A 21216-nucleotide genomic window follows, 5' to 3' on the forward strand; every position below is an offset into this window, starting at 1 on the left:
CTGCTGGCTAATTTATCTTATTAGTCTCGTGCTGTTCTGATAAAAAACGATACGATCAAACCAATGATTGCAAGGACAAGGCCGAAAATAAAGGCATCTTGAACACCTGCAGTCAATGAACCGCTAATGGCAGACGGATCGAACGGATCTTCTGCATTTGCCATATAATTTTTTTGGGATGCTGACATGATCGTAATGGCAACGGTTGTACCGATGGCCCCCGATACTTGTTGCAATGTATTCATTAGAGCCGTTCCATCCGGATAAAGATTTTTTGGCAGTTGATTCAGGCCATTTGTCTGGGCCGGCATCATGACCATCGAAACACCAATCATAAGGAGGGAGTGCATGACGATTACCATTATGATCGTCGTTTCAGTCGTTACGTTCGTTAAAGTCCATAACATGACAATCATGATAATAAAGCCTGGAACCACTAACCCTCTTGGACCGAACTTATCAAAAATGCGCCCCGTAACCGGAGACATGATACCATTAAGCACTCCACCCGGCAATAGTACAAGCCCAGCAGAAAACGCAGCTAATGCAAGCCCGGTTTGCAGGTATAGCGGTAAGAGAATCATGGATGACATGATGATCATGAAGGTGATGAAGACGGTTATTAACCCTAACGTGAACATCGGGTATTTAAAAACGCGCAAGTCAATCATTGGTTTATTCATATTGAATTGCCTCACAGCAAACAGGAATAACGCTATAAGTCCAACAATGATCGAGGATAAAACGATCGCATTGCTCCATCCTTGCTCTCCGACAATACTAAAGCCATAAACAATTCCCCCAAAACCAATGGTCGATAAAATAATGGATGGTACATCGATTTTAGGTTTGGTGATTATTGAAACGTTTTGCATATACTTGAGACCGAATAGTAAAGCGATCACAAAGAACGGCAAAGACACCCAGAAAATGTAGTTCCATTTTAGATTTTCAATAATCAAGCCTGAAACTGTCGGTCCGATGGCTGGGGCAAACATGATCACCAGCCCCATCAATCCCATCGTCGCTCCCCTTTTATGAATAGGAAAAATCAATAAAATGGTATTGAACATGAGAGGCAATAAAAGACCCGTTCCGATTGCCTGGATGACACGGGCTAGCATCAAGATGCCGAACCCGGGTGCAATTGCTGCAATGAGCGTCCCAATGATGGAGAACACCATTGAGGCAATGAATAATTGACGAGTATTGAACCACTGAATCAAGAGTCCCGAAACGGGAACCAATATCCCCAATGTCAATAGGTAACCCGTTGTTAGCCATTGCACGGTTGAAGGACTGACATTGAATTCTTGAATTAGATCTCCCAGCGCCATGTTTAATGCCGTCTCGCTGAATAACCCGATGAACCCTGCAATTAAAAATGCAATTAATATAGGGGTCGTCCTAATGACTGGGTTTTGTTGCTGTGTTGCATCTGCTGACATAAAATAATTCCTCCAATTACTAACTGTTCGACCTAAGCTTAAGATAATTTTTCCGCATGACTTATTTATTTATCAGCAATAATGGTATCTGTTCCGCAATGGCTTGAAGAGGTTCCCCGTTTTTCGCCGTTAAGGATAAAAGGATACCCCCTTCAATCAAAGCATTAATTACGATACTCAATTCTTTTGCCCGTTTCTCACTGAAGTCCGCTTCGAGTAATTTCTTCACATAAATGGATTGCCAATCTTCCATCGCTTCTTGACAGGCCATTCTTATCTGCTCACTCGTCGTATATGTTTCCGCTGCAATCGTCCCGATTGGCAGTCCTAATAGATTTTCACTATGACCAAAAACCTCGGATAAATGAAAAATATGAGACTGAATGGCTTTAATAGGGTCTTCAATTTCATCAAACCCCCGTTTAATTTCATCTATCACGAATTCCTTTGTATGAATAATCGCCTCAATCGCCAATTCTTCTTTACCTTTCGGAAAATAATGATACAGCGAACCTTTTGGGATACCACTTTCCTCAATAATGTCCTTAAGCCCCACACCGTAATATCCACGTATACGAAAAAGTCTGGAAGCAGTTTCAATAAGAATGTCTTTCGAGTTTCGTTTCTCTGCCATAGCTGGATCACTCCTTGAAATTATATCAACCGGTCTATTAGAGACTATACTTGTATATCATTGTTTTGTCAAAGATGACACTTATGTATGCATGGAATATCGATTAAAACTCATTGGAAACAATACAAAAAAGAACACCTCATAATGGTGTTCTCTGCAAGTTTAAAAAATCGAGAAAATCAATACCTTCTTTAAATAACCCGGAATTTTTTAAAACGCTTCCATTATTAATCAAACACATCGGCCTGCCTCAATATCTTCAAGGATTTTTGTCATGATTTTTGAAATCAAGAATAGCAATTACAAACATGCCAAAGCTTAGCATCAGGGAAATAACTTCGAAAGTACCCATTCATACATCGCCTCCTTATATCCAGCTTTTCCTGATCAGAGATTGTCCTATACAAGAAAAAGAAAAAGATGAAGCAGCGGCTTTTAAACAAAAATAAGCAAACCCAATCAGGGTCTGCCCTTGTACTCCATTCGAATTTCTTTTCAAAAGACCGATCGCTGTTAATAACCAAGTTTTTTTTCTACAACGTTCATTAGGGGTTTACCATCAGAAAAAAGCTTTAAATTTCTCAGGAATAATTCCATTACACGATCTAGGTGCTTGGAAGAGTTGTAAGCATTATGTGGGGATACCATGACGTTTTCCAGCTGCCAAAATGGGTGGTCCTTAGGTAAAGGTTCTACTTCAAACACATCCAGAGCCGCTCCTGCTATGTGCCCATTGCTCAAGGAATGAATTAAATCTTCATCGACAATCGTATTACCTCGGCCGACATTAATTACATAACTGCCTTTTTTCATTTTATTTAAGCGTTCTTTATTGAAAAAGTATGAAGTATCTTTTGTAAACGGAAGGGCCAAGACGACAAAGTCGGACATGGAAAGGACCTCATCCACTTGATCCATTCCCATTATCAAATCAGCAGGTTCATATTCGGTGTTCCTCTTGGCGGGATTCCGGCGGCACCCAATAACGGTCATACCCAGCGCTTTACATCTCTTGGCTATCTCATGGCCAATATCACCATACCCTATTATCCCCACTGTCGCATTTTCAAGATCTTTCACTGGAATTTCAACCCACGTTTTGTTTATTTGATTTCTGATCATTGTCGGTACGCCTCTTGCTAACGAAGATAGCATCGCAATTGTATGCTCGGCTATCGGGACAGATGTGCAGCCTTTGACATTGGTGATGATGACATCGCTGTTTTGTATATCTTCATTCTGCATGGCCTCCACTCCAGCACTGTCTGAATGGACCCATTTAATCTTTGGAGCTTTTTTTATAATGTTAAGATTATCATGAAGCCCCAGCGTATATAGGACATCAAACTTTGTTAAATCAACCGTTGGCTGTGGTTCGGGTTCGCCGAATTCCCATGGCTCGACAACAACTTCCGAACAAATCTCCTTAAACTGATTGATGTATTTTTCCGGTATATCGACCCTGATATAAAGTGAAGGTGCTGTTTTCTTAGAAGCGGACATTATAAAACCTCCTCAAGAACCTACGATTCCTTTTTCCCTCTTTTACGGGAAGGCAATCCGTTGGGATTATACCATGCCGTGCTTCACTTCAAGAAATCTGGTTGCTCTTTTCTAATCCTTTCCCACAGAGGCTGGAAACTCAGCCATCCCTCATATTCCGTTCCCGTTTGTTCTGCAGTCAATTTTGCATACTCTTCTTCTATAAAAATCGGCTTACCTACAGATTCAGCCATTATCTGTGCTTGACATGAACGTTCCATCGTTATGAACCACCAAGCAGCTGAATCTACAGATTGGCCGACCGTTAACAATCCATGATTGCGGAGGATGACAGCTTTGAATTGACCTAAAGCCTTAGCGATGCGTTTACCTTCTTCGGATGCATAAACGACACCAGTAAAATCATCAAATAATGCATGGTCATTGTAAAATTGGCAGGCATCTTGCGTAATCGGATCTAACAGTCTCCCTAAGGAAGACCATGTCTTTCCATAGACCGAATGAGCATGTGCCGCTGCAATCGCATCCGGCCGTGCTTTATGAATTTCAGAATGAATGGCAAAGGCAGCACCATTAATAGAATGTTCACCCTCTACAATATCACCTTTATGATTAACCAATATAAGATCCGAAACGGAAATTTGACTAAAATGCATCCCAAACGGATTGACCCAGAAATGGTCTGTATATTTAGGATCACGGACCGTAATATGGCCAGCTATCCCTTCATCGAAACCAAACTTTGAAAAAAGGCGGAATGAAGCTGCCAAGCGTTCCTTCCTGTGAATGCGTTCTTCTTCCATTGTATTGAATGTTGCCGGTTGCAGGGAAATTGTCTTTGTCATATTTCGTTCCTCCTCGAATCTTTTTCCGTTTTTTTGCTGAAACATTAATTAGCCATGGTATCCATGTCAGCTTTGCCCTTTATATCTTGCTTTACTTCACTTTCATTTATATGATCATTATTGGAACTTAGGAGAGTGATCGTAGTAATGACGACAAAACTAGTAGCGAGCCCGTACAGAATTGGTTGAGTGGAGGATGGTCCATTTATCACCAATCCAACAATAATAACGACCATGCTGGCCAGGATGGAGTAAAATGCCGCTGTAGCCGTTACCCTCTTCCAAAAGAATCCAAGGATGATTGGAAAGAATACAGCACCAGATAAAATTGCGTAAGCTACATCCAATGCAACTAAAATATCCTGAATCCATATCGAAACGATAATGGTCAATACACCAATCGTTAAAGTCGTAATCCGGGATGTTTTTAAAAATTGACGTTCACTCATTTTTGGACCAATATATTTTTTAATGATGTCATTAACAACTAAAGTGGACGAAGCAAGCAAAGTACCTGAAGCTGTGGACATAAGGGCAGATACCACACTCGCAATGACAACCCCCAATAGACCAGCAGGTAAAGTTACCATCGCTATACTGGTAAATGCATTTTGGGGATCGCCTAAATCAGGAAGGATAATAAAAGCGCACATTCCAATGATACTGATTGCAATCGCATAAAAAACACTATATAACCCCGCTCCAATCGTTCCGCCACGAGAAACAGCTTTCGTTCGTGCGGTGAATAGACGCTGCCAAATATCTTGGCCAACAACTACCCCGAGGGTAAATAATAGGAAATATTGAAAAATCGTCTCTCCTCCAATGTTCCCTAACTCGAAGTGTGATGCTGGGAGATTTTCTTTAAGCGAGCCCCACCCTCCTGCCTTAGAGATGCTCATCGGAAGCATGATAAAGAAAATACCGATCGTCATGATGACGAATTGCACGACATCAGTCATGGTGACTGACCACATACCTCCTAATATTGTATAAAATAAAACGATCCCGCCCCCGACTATCATGGAAACCGTTAAATTCCAGCCAGCCAAAACATGTAAAATTGTCCCCATCCCGATCACTTGCGTTACAGTCAGCATGAATGTATAGATAACAGAGACAAGGGCACTGATCAATCTTGTCTGAGAGTTATAGCGTTTCTCAAGCATTTCACTGATCGTCAATACTTTTAAATTAAATATCTTATTTGTTAAAAACAGCCCGATAGCGATAATGCCGAGCCCGATCATCACCACTAGCCAAATACCGGATATCCCAAACTGATAACCTAACTTTGCTGTTCCTAGAGTGGAAGCCCCCCTAATATCACAGCAGCTAAACAGGATAAATACATAAAATGACCAAGATTGCGTCCTGCCACAATGAAATCATCTGCTGTTTTTGCCCGTTTGGATCCGATTACTCCCACAATGATCAAAACAGAAAAATATAGAATCATGATCGATATATCCAAAATATGCATGTACACATCTCCTTTTGGGCTTGTATTGTTCTTATCGCTTTGTAAAAAGGGAAGAAAGGACTTACAGCTTCCTTCCTTCTCTATAATTAAATGAGGAAACTAATTATTAAGCTGCGTTTCCAAATCTCCTACTCTCTCTGTCTTCTCCATTTTCCCTTTTTTTGCGAGTGCGATGAGTGTGATGAATTCATAGACAATATTAGCAGCTGCAGCAGCCGTTATTTGTCCGTGATCGTATGATGGTAAAACCTCAACAAGATCGAATCCAACAAAATCTATATTCGTCAATCCTCTTACCAAGGCTAAAGCATCATCAATGCTGGCACCGGAAACTTCTGGAGTCCCCGTCCCCGGGGCATAAACCGGATCTAAAAAATCAATGTCAAAAGATAAAAACACCGGACCATTCGCAACACGCTCATGAATGACCCTTAGCATCTTCTCGACCCCGATACGCTTATAATCGTTTGTCGTGTAAACTCCCAAACCTAAATCCCGGGCATCCTGAAGATCTTCGGGTCCGTACAGACCGCCCCTCATACCAATTTGAAGAGATCGCGATACATCGATGAGCCCCTCTTCTATTGCGCGTCGAAAAACGGTTCCGTGATTATACTTTTGATCAAAATAACTATCCCAAGTGTCAGAGTGGGCATCGAACTGAAGCAGGGCAACGGGTCCATGTTTTTTTGCGATTGCACGTAACTCCCCTAGTGTAATGGAATGATCGCCTCCCAATGAAATCGGAATGATCCCTTTTTCAATGACGGGAGTAAGCTCTTCTTCGATCTTTTTATATGTTTCCGAAATATACCCCGGGATGATCGGAACATCGCCATAATCAATTCCTGATATATAGTCAAAAATATTAATATCTTGTTCTGGATTATAAGGACGTAAAAGGATTGAAAAATCGCGAATGGCTTCTGGTCCGAATCTCGCACCCGTCCTAAACGATTGCCCGGAATCAAAGGGAATTCCCGTAATGACAAAATCCATATTTTCATCTATCTGTTCAACAAATGGGAGCCGCATAAACGTACGCACTCCACAAAAACGGGGTGATTTGAATGAGTCTTTCGGTTGATACTTCGTCATGTAACATCCTCCTAAATTCTAATTCTACTATTAATTTTTTCAATCCATTGCAATTGCAGATGTCATACAAACTTCCACCTTTACTAATAGAATGGATATTCATAACACCCTTGGTTGGAAATTCCCTTCTTACCTTTTACATAAGCAAGATTCAGGCCAACTATTTCGCTGCGGTATATAAGGCTTTTCATTATTTTGTTTCATCAAATGATTAAAAACTTAATCATTTTCTTATTTCTTGATTTAAATTTTGATTATTTAGACTTTTTGATTTATATTTTAATTAAGCAGCATCCCAAAACCCAAAGGAGCGTAACGTATGTACGATGATATGCTGGAGGAAGAACTAAATAAAATTATTGAAACATCGAATAATAACATTCTCATTACCGATCAAGATGGAATCATTTTATATTCCAACCCAAAGCTTTGGGAGATTTATGGTATGAAAAGTGACTCTTATATCGGTACCTCCGTCTATCAATTAGAAAGCGAGGGCCTTCTTGCACCTTCCATCAATGCGATTGTTTTAAAGGAAAAGAAAGCGAAACGCATAATGCAAGAAACAAAAACGGGTCATGTTGTCATGTCTACTGGCTATCCCATTTTTAATAAGGAAGGACACCTCGTTAGGGTAATAAGCTATGGTCAGGATCAAACCGAGATCCTGCAATTGCAGGATCAATTTGAACAATTACAACGAAAAGTTAAAGGCTACCAAACGGAAGTTGAGGATTTAAGAGAAAAAGAACTGGATAACCATTATCTGATTGCCAGAAGTAATGAAACGAAGCATATTTTAAAAACGATCCATAATGTTTCAAAAACCGATGCCACGATTCTCTTATTAGGACCTTCCGGCGTAGGGAAAAGCACTTTTGCCCGTGCTGTTCATGACCAAAGCAACCGAAAGAAAGAACCCTTTATCGAAGTGAATTGCAGCACCATACCTGAAAGTTTGTTTGAATCAGAAATATTCGGCTATGAGCCGGGATCATTTACAGGGGCAAATAAGCAAGGGAGGCAAGGCCTGATCGAGCAGGCTGACAGCGGTACTCTTTTCTTGGATGAAATTGGGGAACTCCCACTTGCCATGCAAGCTAAATTACTGAATGTACTACAGGAGAAAAAGATAAAGCGCATCGGTGGAAAAAAAGAAAACCATATTAACTTCCGCCTAGTTGCAGCGACTAATCAAGATTTGAAGGAGATGGTAAGTCAAGGTAAGTTTAGATTGGACTTATTTTATCGTTTGAATGTGATTCCCATCCAAATTCCGGCATTGCATGAACGTAAAGAAGATATCCCTCTCCTAATTCAGCATTACTTAGAAAAAACCAATGATAAATACCAGAAATACAAAAAAATCCATCCATCGACATATGAAGTTTTAACCCATTACCATTGGCCCGGAAATATACGGGAATTAGAAAACTTAATTGAACGGTTAATCCTGACCATCGAAGAGCCAATTATATTTCCCGAACACCTTCCGCAATCCATCACAGGGCAAATTGAACAGCCTGAAGACTCCAACTTCCTTGCAATCGAACAGGATTGTGAAGAGAATTTCGATTTAAAAAAGACACTGGAAAAGGTTGAAAGGCAACTAATTGCAAAAGCATGGAAAAAATGTAAAACCACATACGAAATGGCAGAACATTTAGGCGTCAGCCAGCCAACAGTCATCTATAAATTAAAGAAATACAAACAGTATTTGTAATCTGGACTGAAATCCCCCGTAATCCATGAATGGTCCTTGGCCTTTAGCCATAGATGCTGTTCAAGCTAAGGGCGCTTTTTAATATTTGCCGGCAATTCGAAGTGAAACGTATGAAGATTATCGGCCATTATTTCAATATAAAGGCCATCAAAAAAATCCACATTCAAGTTGAATGGGATTCACAATATCACGTTTCCATATTTTAATGTTACAGCTTTTTAATTCAAACGGATGATCTCCGTGAAGCTCCTGCCACACTGTACATGATCCAAATTTTGGATTCCCGCTCCTGTAGATCCTGTTGCTCCCGCTTCTCCTGTCGCTTTCCCCTGGCCCTGATTGATCCGGTTATTCCTTTTACTCCTGTGGCACCAGCTGCTCCAAAGATTCGCGGATGGATCAACGCATCTTGCAGAATGAATTTTTTCTTTTCATGGTACCGCCTTTCATTGTGGGCAGTAATGATTCTGGATGAATCGACTTCATGTACTTTATAAGGAAATCCCGATATCAATTCCCCCCCAGCAAAAATGATATTGTACTATATCAACAGACTTGGAATTACATAACCTATCCCGAGATTTCATCAATAAAAAGAGGCACCCATAATGGGAGCCTGAATTTTAGTGAAGGTAAGCTATTATATGTGAACGGTAACCTTTCCGTATCCTTATGCTAACAAGATGTTTGAGAAATGGGATATTCCACCCAGTTACTTATTTGGACGGAATTTAAAACAGGCTAGTTTAAGGTCAGTTATTTCACTGCCTTTTTAATCGCCTTCACTTCATATAATGATCCTTCCGAACTGACGATATATTCAGGCTTTGGTTTCCCTAGGTTTGCTTTATGGCCTGCGATATGGGCTTCACTCTTTTCCCACTGCTTCCAATGCGCCTCAGACTCCCAATTGATCATAATGATGACCTCTTCATCCTCGCGTCGCACTTTTTTCACCATTACACTTAAATCGATGAATCCTTCCTGCTTTTCTATGATCCCTTCCCCGCTGAACCGTTTTACTACTTGTTCTGCATTACCTTCCTTTACCACCATTTTTCTCATCTGAACGAACAATATGAACAACTCCAATCGATATACTTGTATTGAATCATTTTATTCGATAACGATTCTCATTGTCAATTAATGAGACTTTTACTTAAGTGCACTACTTAAAATTCTGATTACCAAAAACAAAATAAAAAAAGGATCAGGAAGTCTTGCATATCTTCCTGATCCTTTTTTTATTGTCACTCACCTTTTATCTTTAAGACTTTTGGGAACATAGTCATTCAGTTTGTTAAATAAAGAAGTAATGTAGGAGCTGAGTTCGAATCGATCCTCCTGAACAAATTCAGCTAAAGACACTCCATTCTTTTTCATAACTTTTCCCCCTTTAAGTTTTTATCCCGGTGCATGAACTTTTCAGCAACTAATACCTGTGAATCCCGCCATTAGCGCACTTACACTCTTCTCTCCATCGTTTCTTTATTTGATTATACAAGAAAGCGCTTACAATGTAAAATATTATAATTCTATAGATTGCTATTTACTTAGTATGTTCCAGGTAAATGAAGTTTTTTCATCGGCATATTTATGGTTATCAGCTTTGCTGGCTATTCAGTGTACATTCCATATCCTAACTACTTGTCTTGTTCACAGAGAATAAAATTTCAGGAAATGCCCTTCAATATTTCAGTTAAACGTAGGAACTCTTCCTTATCACGATTTCTTAATGAGTCATCGATTTCTTTTTCGATTTGTGCTTTCCGGTAATCACTAAGGGCCTTTTTTAAAACCATTTCAGCCATCTCTTCAGGTTCAAGCGATGTTCCTGGCAATTGCTTCTCCATACGAAACCAACTCCTTAACCTTTTTTCTATTATACTAAATAACTTGGAGATTATTATTATTTATTAAAATCTTATCCTTTCCTCTTTTTCATTTTTCATTTCCTTATCCACATGATTTCCACTTTGCCACTCTTCTATACACAAAATTTCTAAATATTCAGTTTTCTAGCCAGTGACATATTTTCTTTTTATCCACTTAGTCATTTTACCCGGAAAGATCGGATCGTTTATTTCCATTACTTTAGAATTAATTATATGCCATTACAGGTGAAGGGAGCTAAGTTATTTGCTTCATTTTTTTCAGAAAAGTCAGAAATATATTGACCGGTATGGATAGTCCCTCTAAAATAATCTAAATAATCCAGTTTTTTACTTATATTCATTTACCATCATTTTTGTTCATTTCGGCTTTATTTATCGTTGAAAACAATTTTGATGAAAAACTTTGCATTAAAGGAGCATTTATCATGAAAAAAAGTCGAGTTCTTTTCGCAAGTTTAGCGGGTTCCGTTATTGAGTGGTACGATTTCTATTTATACGGAACAGCAACGGGCCTGGTTTTTACGACGCTATTCTTTCCCAATCATGATCCAGCGATTTCACTTCTTCTCGCCTTTGTCACATTCGGGGCTGGTTATGCAGCCCGTCCAATCGGCAGCATCCTGTTCGGGCATATGGGTGATCGCATCGGACGGAAGGCAGCACTCATGTTCACCCTTATTGGTATGGGAGGGAGTTCAATGCTAATCGGTGTTCTGCCCACTTATGCCCAGGTTGGGTTGGCCGCCCCCGTCATCTTGGTGGTGCTGAGGTTGATTCAAGGAATTTCCTTGGGAGGTGAATGGGGCGGAGCCATCCTATTGGCAACGGAATCTGCTCCTAAAGGTGTTCGTGGGTTATATGGATCCATTCCCCAACTAGGGGTCCCCATCGGCTTGGTTGCCGGCTCGTTCAGCCTAACCCTCATCAGCTCCTTGACAACCGATGCCCAATTTTTATCTTGGGGTTGGCGGATTCCATTCCTTTTAAGCGGTGTACTGATCGGGTTGGCAATTTGGGTAAGGAGTGGCATTGAAGAAACGCCGGAATTTAAAGCGCAGAAAGATAGCGGCGATCTTGCGAAAGTTCCCATTATTGAAACGTTGAAACACGATTGGAGAAGTGTGCTGCAAGTGATCGGACTAAAAATTGGGGACGGCTTCTTCAATGTATTCATCATGTCCTATGTTCTCGTCTTTACTACGCTGTATTTTGGTTATTCCCAAGATTCAGCTCTTACCGGTTTAACGATTGGCTGCGCTACAATGCTGATTACCATTCCTGTCATTGGTTACATTTCAGATTTCATTGATCGAAAAATCATCTATTTTGGGGGCCTGACTCTCCTTTTCGTCTTGGCCATCCCATATTTCACAATGATTGGGCGTGGGGTTGGCTGGTTCTACATGATGCAGGCAGTTGTACTCGGTGTCATCTGGGGAGCCATTTTTTCCACACAAGGGACATTATTCTCGGAGCTCTTTCCAGCCAAGGTCCGTTATACTGGATTATCCGTCGGTTATCAGGTCGCGGCAGCCATTGCGGGTTTCGGTCCGCTCATCTGGACCGCCATGGCAGAATCATATGGCCCATCCCCTTTGGTATTTGGCGGATTCATGATGGCAGGTCTCGCGATTTCCCTGGCGCTTTGTATATTATCCCCGCATTTCAGCAGAAGAAAAGAAAAGGATCAAACACTCAAACCACATAAGCTGGATTTGAACTGATTCTAAAATCTCTTGCATGAGTAATAACAGAGGCTGCACGTCTATCACTCGGACAAGCGGCCTCTGTTTTTTTACAATGCATATACCACCCTATACTTGTTTACTTCCTACAATCTCCAAAAGATCAGTGAGCGTCCGGATTTCATAGGTGGGCTTGATTCCCAGATCATTATCCTTTTGATGGGGATTGTACCAGCATGTATCCATTCCATAATTCAAGCCGCCCTGTATATCTGAAGTCAAGGAGTCACCCACTATCAACGCTTTCGATTTATCTGTGATCTTTAACTTGGAAAATGCATAATCAAAAATCCCTCTATCAGGCTTCTGAAACCCAGCCTCTTGGGAAACTATCAAGGTCTCAAAGGTGTTGCAAAGGGCTGACCCGCCGATCCTTGCTGTCTGCACTGCCGTGAAGCCATTTGTTATAATAGCAAGCCGGCATCCTCCAAGCTTCTCGCAAACCTCTATAGCCCCGGGCAGAAGATGTATTTCCTTTCCCAAATGTCCCAGGTACGCACGGCTGAACGCATCCGCATCCATATCAAGCCCATGCTTCAGGAACAACCGCTTGAACCTTTCCACTCCCAGAATGGTTAAATCTATATGCCCCTGTTCCAAATTCCTCCATAATACCTTACTGATTTCTTGGTAGCATCGCGCATAATCCTCCGCCCCTGTTGGCAAACCGAACTCTAAAAAAGCTTCATGCAGCGCATTCTTTTCCGATATTCCAAAGTCTAGCAAAGTATCATCAACATCAAATAAAATAATTTCGTATTTCATCGCTGCCCCCATAAGCATTTTAGTCCAACTTAACACATTTCCTTTAATTACGTATCGAAAATATATACTGAAAGCTTGGAAAACTACAAAAAGGATAGCTCAAAGGCTATCCTTTTGTATGGTTCTATATAGAGAGTCATGGAAGATAAGGAGCATGGGACGTTTTCTACATACCAAGCATCTTTGATCAAGAAGTGATTATTCGTTTAACCGGCTCTTCTTCCTGAATCATTTGCTGGTCTTTTCTTGTGAAAGCACTGACAGCCAGCATGACGATAAGGTTAAAGGTAATGGCGACGATCCCTATATCAAGATCCTGTATGAAATGGGGTGCCTTCGGTAATAAAGTGGCCATTGTTGCCTCTGCCAGCGTAAAGTAAGCGACTAACACCACCCCTAAAATCATTCCTGCAGAGGCCCCCGCTTTACTTACCGGGTTTCTCTTAAACAAGCTGAATACTAAAGGAGGGAAAAGTTGCAGGACAAAACTGTAAGCCATGGTCAGTAACGCAATCATCGTATTACCTCCATAGAATGTAAAAATTAACGATACCAATGAAACGATTGGAACAAATATACGGGTTAGTTTGGCAAGCTGTTCATTCGATGTGTCAGGCTTAACAGCTTTATAAATATTCTTTGATAAAATCGTGGCTGCCGTCAAAATTAACATCGAGCATGGTACAAGGGCTGCAAGCATGCCTGCTGCTCCGACAACGCCAACAATCCAGGGCGGGAAAGCATCTTTCGCGATTTTAAATAAGGCAAGGTCCGTATCTCCGCCTTGTAGATTCGGTATCTGCAAAACCGCAGTAAAACCGATAAAAAGAATGAAGACCAGAATGATTTGATACAGAGGTAAAATGGCAGAGTTTTTCCTGAGAGCTGATTCGTTTTGGGAAGATAAACTCGCTCCAAAGCAATGCGGCCACATATATTGGCCCAATGCGATGGTCAGGCAAAGGGAAATATACCAAGAGATGCTAAACCCTTCATCCGGAAGCAATAAGAATCCCGGTTTTGTTGCTTCTAGAGTTTCGAACATTGGTTGTATTCCACCGAAGTAATGTATGGGCAAATAAATGCCCAGAAACACAATTACGACAAGAATGAGGATATCTTTCAATACTGCCGTCCAAGCCGAACCGTGAATACCTGACACATATACAAAAACAGTTACGCAGAGCATTCCAATCCAAACAGCAACCGTTGGGGGAATCAATCCATATGATGCTTCGGAAACGATGATTTGAAAGCCTTTTAATTGTAATACGATATAGGGAATCATTGATAGGACCCCAATAACAGCAACCAGAAGTCCCAATGGCTTACTATTATACTTTTTTGTAAAAAAGTCAGATTGCGTCAGCACATTATGTTTTTTCGCATAGCGCCAAATAGGGGGTAAAATCCAGAAAGGAACGATGTAAGTAAGAGCGCAAAATATATAGATAGTGGGACCGCCCATACGGTATGCCGCTCCGCTGGCGCCAAGAAACACAAAAGTCGAAAACATCTCTCCTGCCATCAGAACGAACATGATTAAAGAACCGAAGTTCCTCCCCCCGACTGCCCACTGGTCAAGCTTCATTTCGCGCCCCTTTCTTGCACGGATACCTAAGTAAAAAGCCAAAACAAGAGTCATGATGATGATTAATATGGAACTGTTCATTTATTCTCCTCCTGTCTATCACAGATCACACTGCTAATATAAAGGCAGATGGATGTCAAAATAAGCCAGGCTGTGGACCAAAAGATAATGAAAGGCAAACCGAATATATATGGCTCCACACGGTTAATCACGGATAATGAGCCAATCGCGGGTATGACGCTGAGCAGCACAATGATTTTCTTCAAATTGAAGTCCCCCTCTTAATAAATCTGTTAATGAAACGACTGTGAAAGCGCTTAAAAAAATGGGTTATGCACCTTGTTCCTTAACCACCTTCACAATGGCAGTAGCTTCACTACTAACCTAAAAAAAAAACAATATTACAAATTTTCAAACTACTATTATCATTTTCTCTCTAATTAAAGTTGCAGGTCGGATTCCAGTGTAATCACCTTTTCCTTGGCTTACATATAGCATAAGAGACAAAATTATGCATCATCTGTTATGTCATTTCCTTATGCCTGGAATCTATTATAATGGATGAACTTTCCCCCCTTCATATTATTATTTGCAAGAGTTATGCCAATTGCTTTTATTCATAACGCTTCACCCTTTAAACCTATTAATACGAGTGATTTGAGAATCCTAAGGCTTTTATTAACCTTACAATTTGTTTTTATATTATTGAGCATCTGTTTCTTGAGTTCTAATCACCTCACCTGAACTGTTTTTAACTCATAAAACAAGTGACAATGTTGAAAACCAAACATAAGGAAGTCTCTCCTCCCTTCTTTTATAATCAGTTTTCACTTGCAGGAATGATTGGCAATAGAATGCGAGAAGGAAATTCCTTGCTATGATAAATCATTTGTCTGGCCGTTTTCGTTTCACTGCTTTCGATCATTGATTTCCCTGTATTCGGATTGGGGGCATATTGTGGAAAACTGCTTGATGAAATTTCAAGCAAGATTCGATGACCCGGAAGAAAGACATTGCTTGTAGCCCACAAGTTAATTTCGTATTCAACGATTTCCCCATTCAGTTCTTTTTCAGCACGATGGCCGTTCCGGTATTTTGCATTGATGATTCCCTCGGTTAAAATAATCGCTGTGCCATCCGGTGATTCATCCACAAGCTTTGCAGTAAAATCAGTGTCCGCAGCGTCCGTTGATGCAAACAACTTCAGTTTAACCGGACCTGTTACTTCAAGTGCTTCTTTCAATGGCTCTGAAGTATAAACGAGCACGTCGTTCCGCTTTTCGATGTCGCTCTGATCATATGGACCCATTGTAAGTGGGCCGGAAAAAAGTGTAGCTCCACCTTTTGTCGGTACAGGGTTTAGGGGATCATATATATATGAATCCGTCTTTTCACCTTCCTGCTCATCCGTGCTTAAGCGCCCATCACCTGTTTTCGTATTCGCCTTTCCCTTACTGTGCAAATAATAACTCGTATATTCAGTCCGTTCAAGCGGCCATTCATTTTCATCACGCCATTCATTAATCCCCATTATAAATATTTTCACGGGCGGTTCCTTCTCAATACCATTATCGATGCCTTTCAGCCAGCGATTGAACCAGCGAATATGAAGGGCGGTAATATCTTCTTCAAGGTTGATCCAATCCCCGGACGCATGCACTCCAAAAGAGCGTTCACCCTGGTTCGAAGAAAAAAGGCCATGGCTCCATGGTCCAATAATTAGTTTTTGAGTATGGCTAAGGTGGTCATTCACTTTGTTCATTTCCACGTAATTTTCCAGGGTAGGGCCGATAAAACAATCATACCAACCTCCCAAATGAAAAGCAGGCAGCTGTATCCTAGCAAATTTTTCAGTAATACTTGAGTTCTGCCAATAAGTTTCGTCTTCGATTGGGTGATTCAAATGTTCAAAGAAAAAGTTATTTTCGTCCAGAACCTTTAATGGCGGCCAATCATTAATAGGTGCATATGCATACAATTCCTCAATATTGTTGAGGGAGTCAGCAAGCTTACGAAAAACCGAAGTTCTTTCCTTATTTTTTTCATACCTTCGCTTCAGCAAATCAGGTACAATTGACTCCAATGTCCACGTTTCAAAAAGGCCGAGAGCAAAAGCCCCATTACGATAAACCGTTCCATTTCTTTGGTCATTCAGCGTCATTGCTGGAAAAATGGCGATTAAGTGTGGAGGTTTTTTTTCCGCTGCAAGCAGCTGGGTGTATCCATAATAGGATAGGCCAAACATGCCCACTTTCCCTGTTGAATACGAGAGTGAAGCCGCCCATTCCACTGTGTCGTATCCGTCATCCGCTTCCTGGCTGAATGGTCGGAATTCTCCTTCTGACTGAAATCGTCCTCTCACATCCTGAATGATGACAACGAACCCATTTTCAACAAGACGATTAGTGTCCAAATAACGATGGGAGTAATTCGGTAAGTCCTTACTGTATGGAAGCCTGGTCAATAACACAGGAAATTGCCCAGGAAAATTGGGTCTGTATACATCCGCATAAAGGACGGTGCCGTCCCTCATGATGCATGGCACATTTTTTTCGACAACGATTTCAACTTTTTTCATCATGACCGCTCCTCTTAGCTATACCATTGATTTGAGTGATTTTGCCTGTGTATTAATGATCACCATTCCGGGTTCCTTGCTCGTGAAAATTAAGAGACCAAGTGCTTTTCTTTCTAAGCCTTGGCCTCTTGATTTTGTATAAACGATTGGCTTAACACCCTGGATGCATCATTATATTGAGGTGACCATTCAATGAATATTGAACGTTCCCCATATCCATTCAAGTCAGACCTTGGATAAAATGATTGACTCGATGATTTCCGTCACCCTGTCCCCCACTTCGGAAGTGGACGCCGTTCCATGCATATCAGGCGTGAGCACCCGGTCTTCCAGCAACAGTTGCTCAATTGCTTCAAGAACAATCTTACCATGTGATTCATAGCCAAAAAAGTCGAGCATTTGGCTTGCTGACCAAATGGAGGCAAGTGGGTTTCCGATGCCTTTGCCGGCAATGTCAGGAGCTGAGCCGTGAATTGGTTCAAACATCGATGGAAATTCCCTATCGGGATTAATATTGGCACCGGCAGCAAGGCCGATTCCTCCAGCAAGCGCAGCCCCTAAGTCTGTTAAAATATCACCGAACAGGTTCGAAGTGACAACGACTTCAAAGCGCTTCGGGTCTTTGATCATCAGCATTGCCGCTGCGTCGACAAGATATGAGGCCGTTTCGACTTCAGGATATTCCCTGCTGACCTCTTCGAATACTTGATCCCAGAAAACCATGGAATAATTCAGGGCGTTGGCTTTAGAGATGCTCGTGAGCGATCTGCCTTCATTTTTCGCGGTTTCAAAAGCATAACGGATGATTCTTTCCGTCCCTTTACGGGAAAACACACCGTTTTGCAGAACCACTTCATGTTCCTGCCCTTTAAACAGCCAGTCTCCAGCGCCTGAATATTCACCCTCGCTGTTTTCGCGGATGAACAGCATATCAATATCTTCACGTTTCACATCAACAAGAGGCAAGTGTGCCCCTTTTAACAATGTCACGGGCCGGATATTGACATATTGATCAAAGCTTTTACGGATTTTCAATAATAGCTCCCATAGTGAAATATGGTCTGGAACGCCCGGAAACCCGACCGCTCCCAAATAAATTGCGTCAAAAGCTTTCAGCTTTTCAATCCCATCATCATCCATCATTCTACCATTTTCGGCATAAAATTCGCAGCCCCATGGGAAGTATGTGAAATCCAATTGAAAACCTGAATCCAGTTCAGCCACTTTTTTTAATACCTTTATGCCTTCATTAATCACTTCAGGGCCAATGCCATCTCCTGCGATGACTGCAATTTTGAATTGTTTCATAAATGATCTCCTCGATTTCAGTCTTGATTCCAAACAACCAATTTCATTTCGGTCATTTCTTCCACAGCGTATTTAATGCCTTCACGGCCAGTCCCGCTTTCTTTTACTCCGCCGTATGGCATTTGATCGACACGATAGGTAGGTACATCATTGATGATTACACCGCCTACATGCAATTCCCGTGAAGCGTATAATGCGTTTTTGACATTGTTTGTGTATATACCGGCCTGCAAACCAAAGCGGGAATCATTCACTTGATCAATCGCTTCCATCACTGAACCCACTTTATTGACAATGACAACCGGTGCAAATGCTTCCTGGCATGAAACTTTTAACGTATGATCCGCATCTGTAATGATTGTAGGTTCAAGAATGTCCCCTTGCAATGCCCCCCCTGCAGCGATCGTTGACTTACTGTCTTTAGTTTCCTCAATCCAGCCCATTACACGTGCCGTTTCCCCTTTGGAGATCAGGGAGGAAATATACGTATCCGGATCTAATGGATCGCCAATTCTAAGTTTTTTGGCCGCTGCAGTGAATTTTTCGACAAACTCTTCATACACTTCTTCATGTGCATACACACGTTGCAATGAAATACAAACTTGCCCTTGATTGGAAAAGGCACCCATGATGCAGCGATCAATAATTTTATCGATATCTATATCTTTATCAATGATTAAGGCCGAGTTCGAGCCAAGTTCAAGTGTGGTCTTTTTCAGCCCGGCTTTGTTGCGGATCCCGATTCCAACGCTTGGGCTGCCTGTGAATGTGATCATGCTCACCCGATCATTTTCTACAATCGCTTCCCCAACCGTGCTGCCCGGACCCGTAACCACATTTAATACGCCAGCCGGCAGACCCGCCTTTTCAAAAATTTCTGCGATGAAAAGTGCCGAGAGTGGAGTTTGCGAAGCTGGCTTCAACACAATGGTGTTCCCAGCCGCTATTGCCGGTCCGACTTTATGCGCCACTAAATTCATCGGGAAGTTAAACGGGGTGATGGCTCCAATGACCCCGATCGGCTCTCTTAACGTGTAACCAATTCGGCCAACCCCGCCTACGGCTGCATCAAAAGGAATCATTTCACCGTGAATCCGTTTAGCCTCTTCAGCCGAGAACTTATACGTTTCGATGGTCCTTCCAACTTCCGCTTTTGCAAACATGATCGGTTTGGCTGATTCACGGGATATGATTTCTGCCGCTTCTTCCGCATTCTCAACTAATAACGCGACAGCCTTCTCCAATATATCCGCCCTTTGATAAGCTGGCATTTTTGCCATGACTTCACGTGCATTGTAGGCGGCTGCAATCGCCTTTTCCGTCAGCTCTTTATCCGCCATGGCAATTTGGGCGATTTCTTCCCCGGAATAAGGGGAATATAGCGGAGCATAACTTACCGTTTCCACTTTTTCACCATTGATCATTAGATATTGTTTCATTGATTTTAGTTGATTCGCTATTTTACTCATTTAGGGCCTCCAATACCATTTCATGAAATTGAACAATTGCTTTTTCCGAAGAGGAATATCTGCCTTTATTAAAGGCACGGGAGCGGAAACCTATTTGTTCCAGCTCAACTAGTTCCACATCTTCCTGTCGGACTTGTTCGGCAAACGTAACAAGATCTTTCTCTTCCTGAGTCAAATTCTCATCGCGGAAATAATATGTGTAAACAGCCAAAGTCGTTTCGTGATCAATCGGGACCATTTGAATGGTTGCCATATTTCCGGGGCCTGGATAAATGGTCAACATCAAGTTAGGCCACAGCCAGAAAAAGGATCCACCTTGCATTTCCGCCTGATTTAAATCGACCGTTCCGTAATTTTTATCTGGTTTAACGATCGAACCTTGCAGTGAATAGTTATCGCAAGTAATGATTTGGTAATCATCCATATCGAGTGCTGCAACAAAGCTTGGATGTGCGACATGGCAATGATCACATTCTAAATAGTTATCAATGAACGCTTTCCAGTTTGCCTTGATCACCCTCGTTTTTTGACTTGTTCTTTTTAACTCACTTAAAAACGGGTATTTACTTAAACGGTCAAAGAAATCGCCATAAGATTCGCTAAGCGGTTTCGCATGATCATCCAAGTTTACAAAAATTAGGGATTCCAAGATTTCCATGCGTACTGAGCGTAAACAGGCATCTTGAACACATGCTTCATCTTCGCCTTTGAAATTCGGCGCTTTGTTCAACTTCCCATCCAATTTGAATGTCCAACCATGATAACTGCATTGCAAGATTTTCTTCTTGCCTGATTCACTTTTTTCAAGCTTAGTAGCACGATGAGGACATACGTTATAAAAAGCGCGAATCACCTCATCCTGGCCGCGGTTCACGATGATCGGCTCATTGGCTACCTCTGTCGTAAAGAATGATCCCACTTTTTCCAATTGGCTGACATGACCCACAAGCTGCCAAGACTTAGAGAATACTAGATCGATTTCCTTTTCGAGAACTTTCGGATCCGTGTATTTGTCATACGTCAATGTCCTTTCAAATGTACGATTCGTAACATTTTCCACCTTGTTATAAGCCATCATTATTTCCCCCTAAAAAATGATTACAAGCATTCCTGATATTTAGATTAATATCC

19 protein-coding genes and 1 pseudogene are annotated in these 21216 nt (G+C 41.4%); 2 read left to right on the forward strand and 18 right to left on the reverse strand.

Annotated features, from left to right (window positions below; all coding sequences use genetic code 11):
- Window positions 1-20: 20 nt before the first annotated feature.
- The 7 genes and pseudogenes from AC3WLU_RS16010 to speB all read right to left on the reverse strand — a co-directional run bounded on the left by AC3WLU_RS16010 (window position 21) and on the right by speB (window position 7011).
- Entirely contained in the window at window positions 21-1448 is a 1428-nt protein-coding gene (locus AC3WLU_RS16010) for an MDR family MFS transporter (protein WP_492597541.1), read from the reverse strand.
- Window positions 1449-1509: 61 nt separating this feature from the next.
- Complete coding sequence (locus tag AC3WLU_RS16015) at window positions 1510-2082, reverse strand: TetR/AcrR family transcriptional regulator (protein WP_063577274.1); 573 nt, start codon at window positions 2080-2082, stop codon at window positions 1510-1512.
- A 259-nt stretch (window positions 2083-2341) separates the two neighbouring features.
- On the reverse strand, window positions 2342-2434 hold the full coding sequence (locus AC3WLU_RS16020; protein ID WP_220126990.1) for a putative holin-like toxin: 93 nt from the start codon (window positions 2432-2434) through the stop codon (window positions 2342-2344).
- Window positions 2435-2595: 161 nt separating this feature from the next.
- Window positions 2596-3585, reverse strand: a complete 990-nt coding sequence (locus AC3WLU_RS16025) for a D-2-hydroxyacid dehydrogenase (RefSeq protein WP_492597542.1) — start codon at window positions 3583-3585, stop codon at window positions 2596-2598.
- A gap of 83 nt (window positions 3586-3668) precedes the next feature.
- Window positions 3669-4475 carry a class II aldolase/adducin family protein gene (locus AC3WLU_RS16030; protein ID WP_487374262.1) on the reverse strand — a complete coding sequence of 269 codons (807 nt, stop codon included), beginning with the start codon at window positions 4473-4475 and terminating at the stop codon, window positions 3669-3671.
- A pseudogene (locus tag AC3WLU_RS16035) lies at window positions 4475-5913 on the reverse strand (sodium:solute symporter family protein). The gene AC3WLU_RS16030 and the pseudogene AC3WLU_RS16035 overlap by 1 nt, the downstream one beginning before the upstream one ends.
- A 99-nt stretch (window positions 5914-6012) precedes the next feature.
- Window positions 6013-7011, reverse strand: coding sequence for an agmatinase (gene speB, locus AC3WLU_RS16040; protein WP_400450852.1), 999 nt, complete (start codon window positions 7009-7011; stop codon window positions 6013-6015).
- Between the two features lie 319 nt (window positions 7012-7330).
- On the opposite strand from speB, the gene AC3WLU_RS16045 reads away from it, so the two are divergent.
- Window positions 7331-8734, forward strand: coding sequence for a sigma-54 interaction domain-containing protein (locus tag AC3WLU_RS16045; protein ID WP_369315836.1), 1404 nt, complete (start codon window positions 7331-7333; stop codon window positions 8732-8734).
- Between the two features lie 223 nt (window positions 8735-8957).
- On the opposite strand, the gene AC3WLU_RS16050 is transcribed toward AC3WLU_RS16045, so the two are convergent.
- From AC3WLU_RS16050 to AC3WLU_RS16065, 4 genes are all read right to left on the reverse strand, one after another.
- Entirely contained in the window at window positions 8958-9248 is a 291-nt protein-coding gene (locus AC3WLU_RS16050) for a hypothetical protein (protein WP_106026775.1), read from the reverse strand.
- Between the two features lie 242 nt (window positions 9249-9490).
- Window positions 9491-9811 (reverse strand): antibiotic biosynthesis monooxygenase, encoded by a 321-nt coding sequence (locus AC3WLU_RS16055; protein ID WP_492597543.1) that lies wholly within the window; start codon window positions 9809-9811, stop codon window positions 9491-9493.
- Between the two features lie 177 nt (window positions 9812-9988).
- Complete coding sequence (locus AC3WLU_RS16060) at window positions 9989-10117, reverse strand: hypothetical protein (RefSeq protein ID WP_255294635.1); 129 nt, start codon at window positions 10115-10117, stop codon at window positions 9989-9991.
- 290 nt (window positions 10118-10407) lie between these two features.
- Window positions 10408-10587, reverse strand: a complete 180-nt coding sequence (locus AC3WLU_RS16065; RefSeq protein WP_034315231.1) for an IDEAL domain-containing protein — start codon at window positions 10585-10587, stop codon at window positions 10408-10410.
- Between the two features lie 467 nt (window positions 10588-11054).
- Between AC3WLU_RS16065 and AC3WLU_RS16070 the strand changes: the two genes are divergently transcribed.
- Window positions 11055-12353 (forward strand): MFS transporter, encoded by a 1299-nt coding sequence (locus tag AC3WLU_RS16070; RefSeq protein WP_095678283.1) that lies wholly within the window; start codon window positions 11055-11057, stop codon window positions 12351-12353.
- Window positions 12354-12443: 90 nt separating this feature from the next.
- Here the strand turns inward: AC3WLU_RS16070 and AC3WLU_RS16075 are convergent, their stop codons facing one another.
- The 7 genes from AC3WLU_RS16075 to AC3WLU_RS16105 all read right to left on the reverse strand — a co-directional run bounded on the left by AC3WLU_RS16075 (window position 12444) and on the right by AC3WLU_RS16105 (window position 21160).
- A complete protein-coding gene (locus AC3WLU_RS16075; protein WP_098864948.1) occupies window positions 12444-13139 on the reverse strand; it encodes a YjjG family noncanonical pyrimidine nucleotidase in 696 nt (231 codons plus the stop codon).
- A 187-nt stretch (window positions 13140-13326) separates the two neighbouring features.
- The gene (locus AC3WLU_RS16080; protein ID WP_089363538.1) at window positions 13327-14811 is read right to left on the reverse strand and encodes a sodium:solute symporter family protein; all 1485 of its coding nucleotides are present in this window, start codon (window positions 14809-14811) and stop codon (window positions 13327-13329) included.
- Window positions 14808-14996, reverse strand: a complete 189-nt coding sequence (locus tag AC3WLU_RS16085; RefSeq protein ID WP_089363537.1) for a DUF3311 domain-containing protein — start codon at window positions 14994-14996, stop codon at window positions 14808-14810. The genes AC3WLU_RS16080 and AC3WLU_RS16085 overlap by 4 nt, the downstream gene beginning before the upstream one ends.
- A 554-nt stretch (window positions 14997-15550) precedes the next feature.
- Window positions 15551-17311 (reverse strand): CocE/NonD family hydrolase, encoded by a 1761-nt coding sequence (locus AC3WLU_RS16090; RefSeq protein WP_278089258.1) that lies wholly within the window; start codon window positions 17309-17311, stop codon window positions 15551-15553.
- Between the two features lie 222 nt (window positions 17312-17533).
- Window positions 17534-18616: a tartrate dehydrogenase gene (locus tag AC3WLU_RS16095; RefSeq protein WP_278089257.1), complete on the reverse strand. Its 1083-nt coding sequence runs from the start codon at window positions 18614-18616 to the stop codon at window positions 17534-17536.
- A gap of 17 nt (window positions 18617-18633) precedes the next feature.
- Window positions 18634-20085: an aldehyde dehydrogenase family protein gene (locus tag AC3WLU_RS16100; protein WP_278089256.1), complete on the reverse strand. Its 1452-nt coding sequence runs from the start codon at window positions 20083-20085 to the stop codon at window positions 18634-18636.
- Entirely contained in the window at window positions 20078-21160 is a 1083-nt protein-coding gene (locus AC3WLU_RS16105) for an aromatic ring-hydroxylating oxygenase subunit alpha (RefSeq protein ID WP_063596645.1), read from the reverse strand. The genes AC3WLU_RS16100 and AC3WLU_RS16105 overlap by 8 nt, the downstream gene beginning before the upstream one ends.
- Between the last annotated feature and the right edge of the window lie 56 nt (window positions 21161-21216).

The sequence above is a fragment of the Peribacillus sp. FW305-BF15 genome, from assembly GCF_058783805.1.

Excerpts from the sequence above, each read along its gene's own strand:
- AC3WLU_RS16045 (WP_369315836.1), top strand. The coding sequence starts at position 7,331 with ATGTACGATGATATGCTGGAGGAAGAACTAAATAAAATTATTGAAACA.
- AC3WLU_RS16070 (WP_095678283.1), top strand. The coding sequence starts at position 11,055 with ATGAAAAAAAGTCGAGTTCTTTTCGCAAGTTTAGCGGGTTCCGTTATT.
- AC3WLU_RS16025 (WP_492597542.1), bottom strand. The coding sequence starts at position 3,585 with ATGTCCGCTTCTAAGAAAACAGCACCTTCACTTTATATCAGGGTCGAT.
- AC3WLU_RS16010 (WP_492597541.1), bottom strand. The coding sequence starts at position 1,448 with ATGTCAGCAGATGCAACACAGCAACAAAACCCAGTCATTAGGACGACC.
- AC3WLU_RS16090 (WP_278089258.1), bottom strand. The coding sequence starts at position 17,311 with ATGATGAAAAAAGTTGAAATCGTTGTCGAAAAAAATGTGCCATGCATC.
- AC3WLU_RS16095 (WP_278089257.1), bottom strand. The coding sequence starts at position 18,616 with ATGAAACAATTCAAAATTGCAGTCATCGCAGGAGATGGCATTGGCCCT.
- AC3WLU_RS16105 (WP_063596645.1), bottom strand. The coding sequence starts at position 21,160 with ATGGCTTATAACAAGGTGGAAAATGTTACGAATCGTACATTTGAAAGG.
- AC3WLU_RS16080 (WP_089363538.1), bottom strand. The coding sequence starts at position 14,811 with ATGAACAGTTCCATATTAATCATCATCATGACTCTTGTTTTGGCTTTT.
- AC3WLU_RS16030 (WP_487374262.1), bottom strand. The coding sequence starts at position 4,475 with ATGTTTCAGCAAAAAAACGGAAAAAGATTCGAGGAGGAACGAAATATG.
- AC3WLU_RS16020 (WP_220126990.1), bottom strand. The coding sequence starts at position 2,434 with ATGGGTACTTTCGAAGTTATTTCCCTGATGCTAAGCTTTGGCATGTTT.
- AC3WLU_RS16100 (WP_278089256.1), bottom strand. The coding sequence starts at position 20,085 with ATGAGTAAAATAGCGAATCAACTAAAATCAATGAAACAATATCTAATG.
- AC3WLU_RS16065 (WP_034315231.1), bottom strand. The coding sequence starts at position 10,587 with ATGGAGAAGCAATTGCCAGGAACATCGCTTGAACCTGAAGAGATGGCT.
- AC3WLU_RS16075 (WP_098864948.1), bottom strand. The coding sequence starts at position 13,139 with ATGAAATACGAAATTATTTTATTTGATGTTGATGATACTTTGCTAGAC.
- AC3WLU_RS16015 (WP_063577274.1), bottom strand. The coding sequence starts at position 2,082 with ATGGCAGAGAAACGAAACTCGAAAGACATTCTTATTGAAACTGCTTCC.
- AC3WLU_RS16060 (WP_255294635.1), bottom strand. The coding sequence starts at position 10,117 with ATGAAAAAGAATGGAGTGTCTTTAGCTGAATTTGTTCAGGAGGATCGA.
- speB (WP_400450852.1), bottom strand. The coding sequence starts at position 7,011 with ATGACGAAGTATCAACCGAAAGACTCATTCAAATCACCCCGTTTTTGT.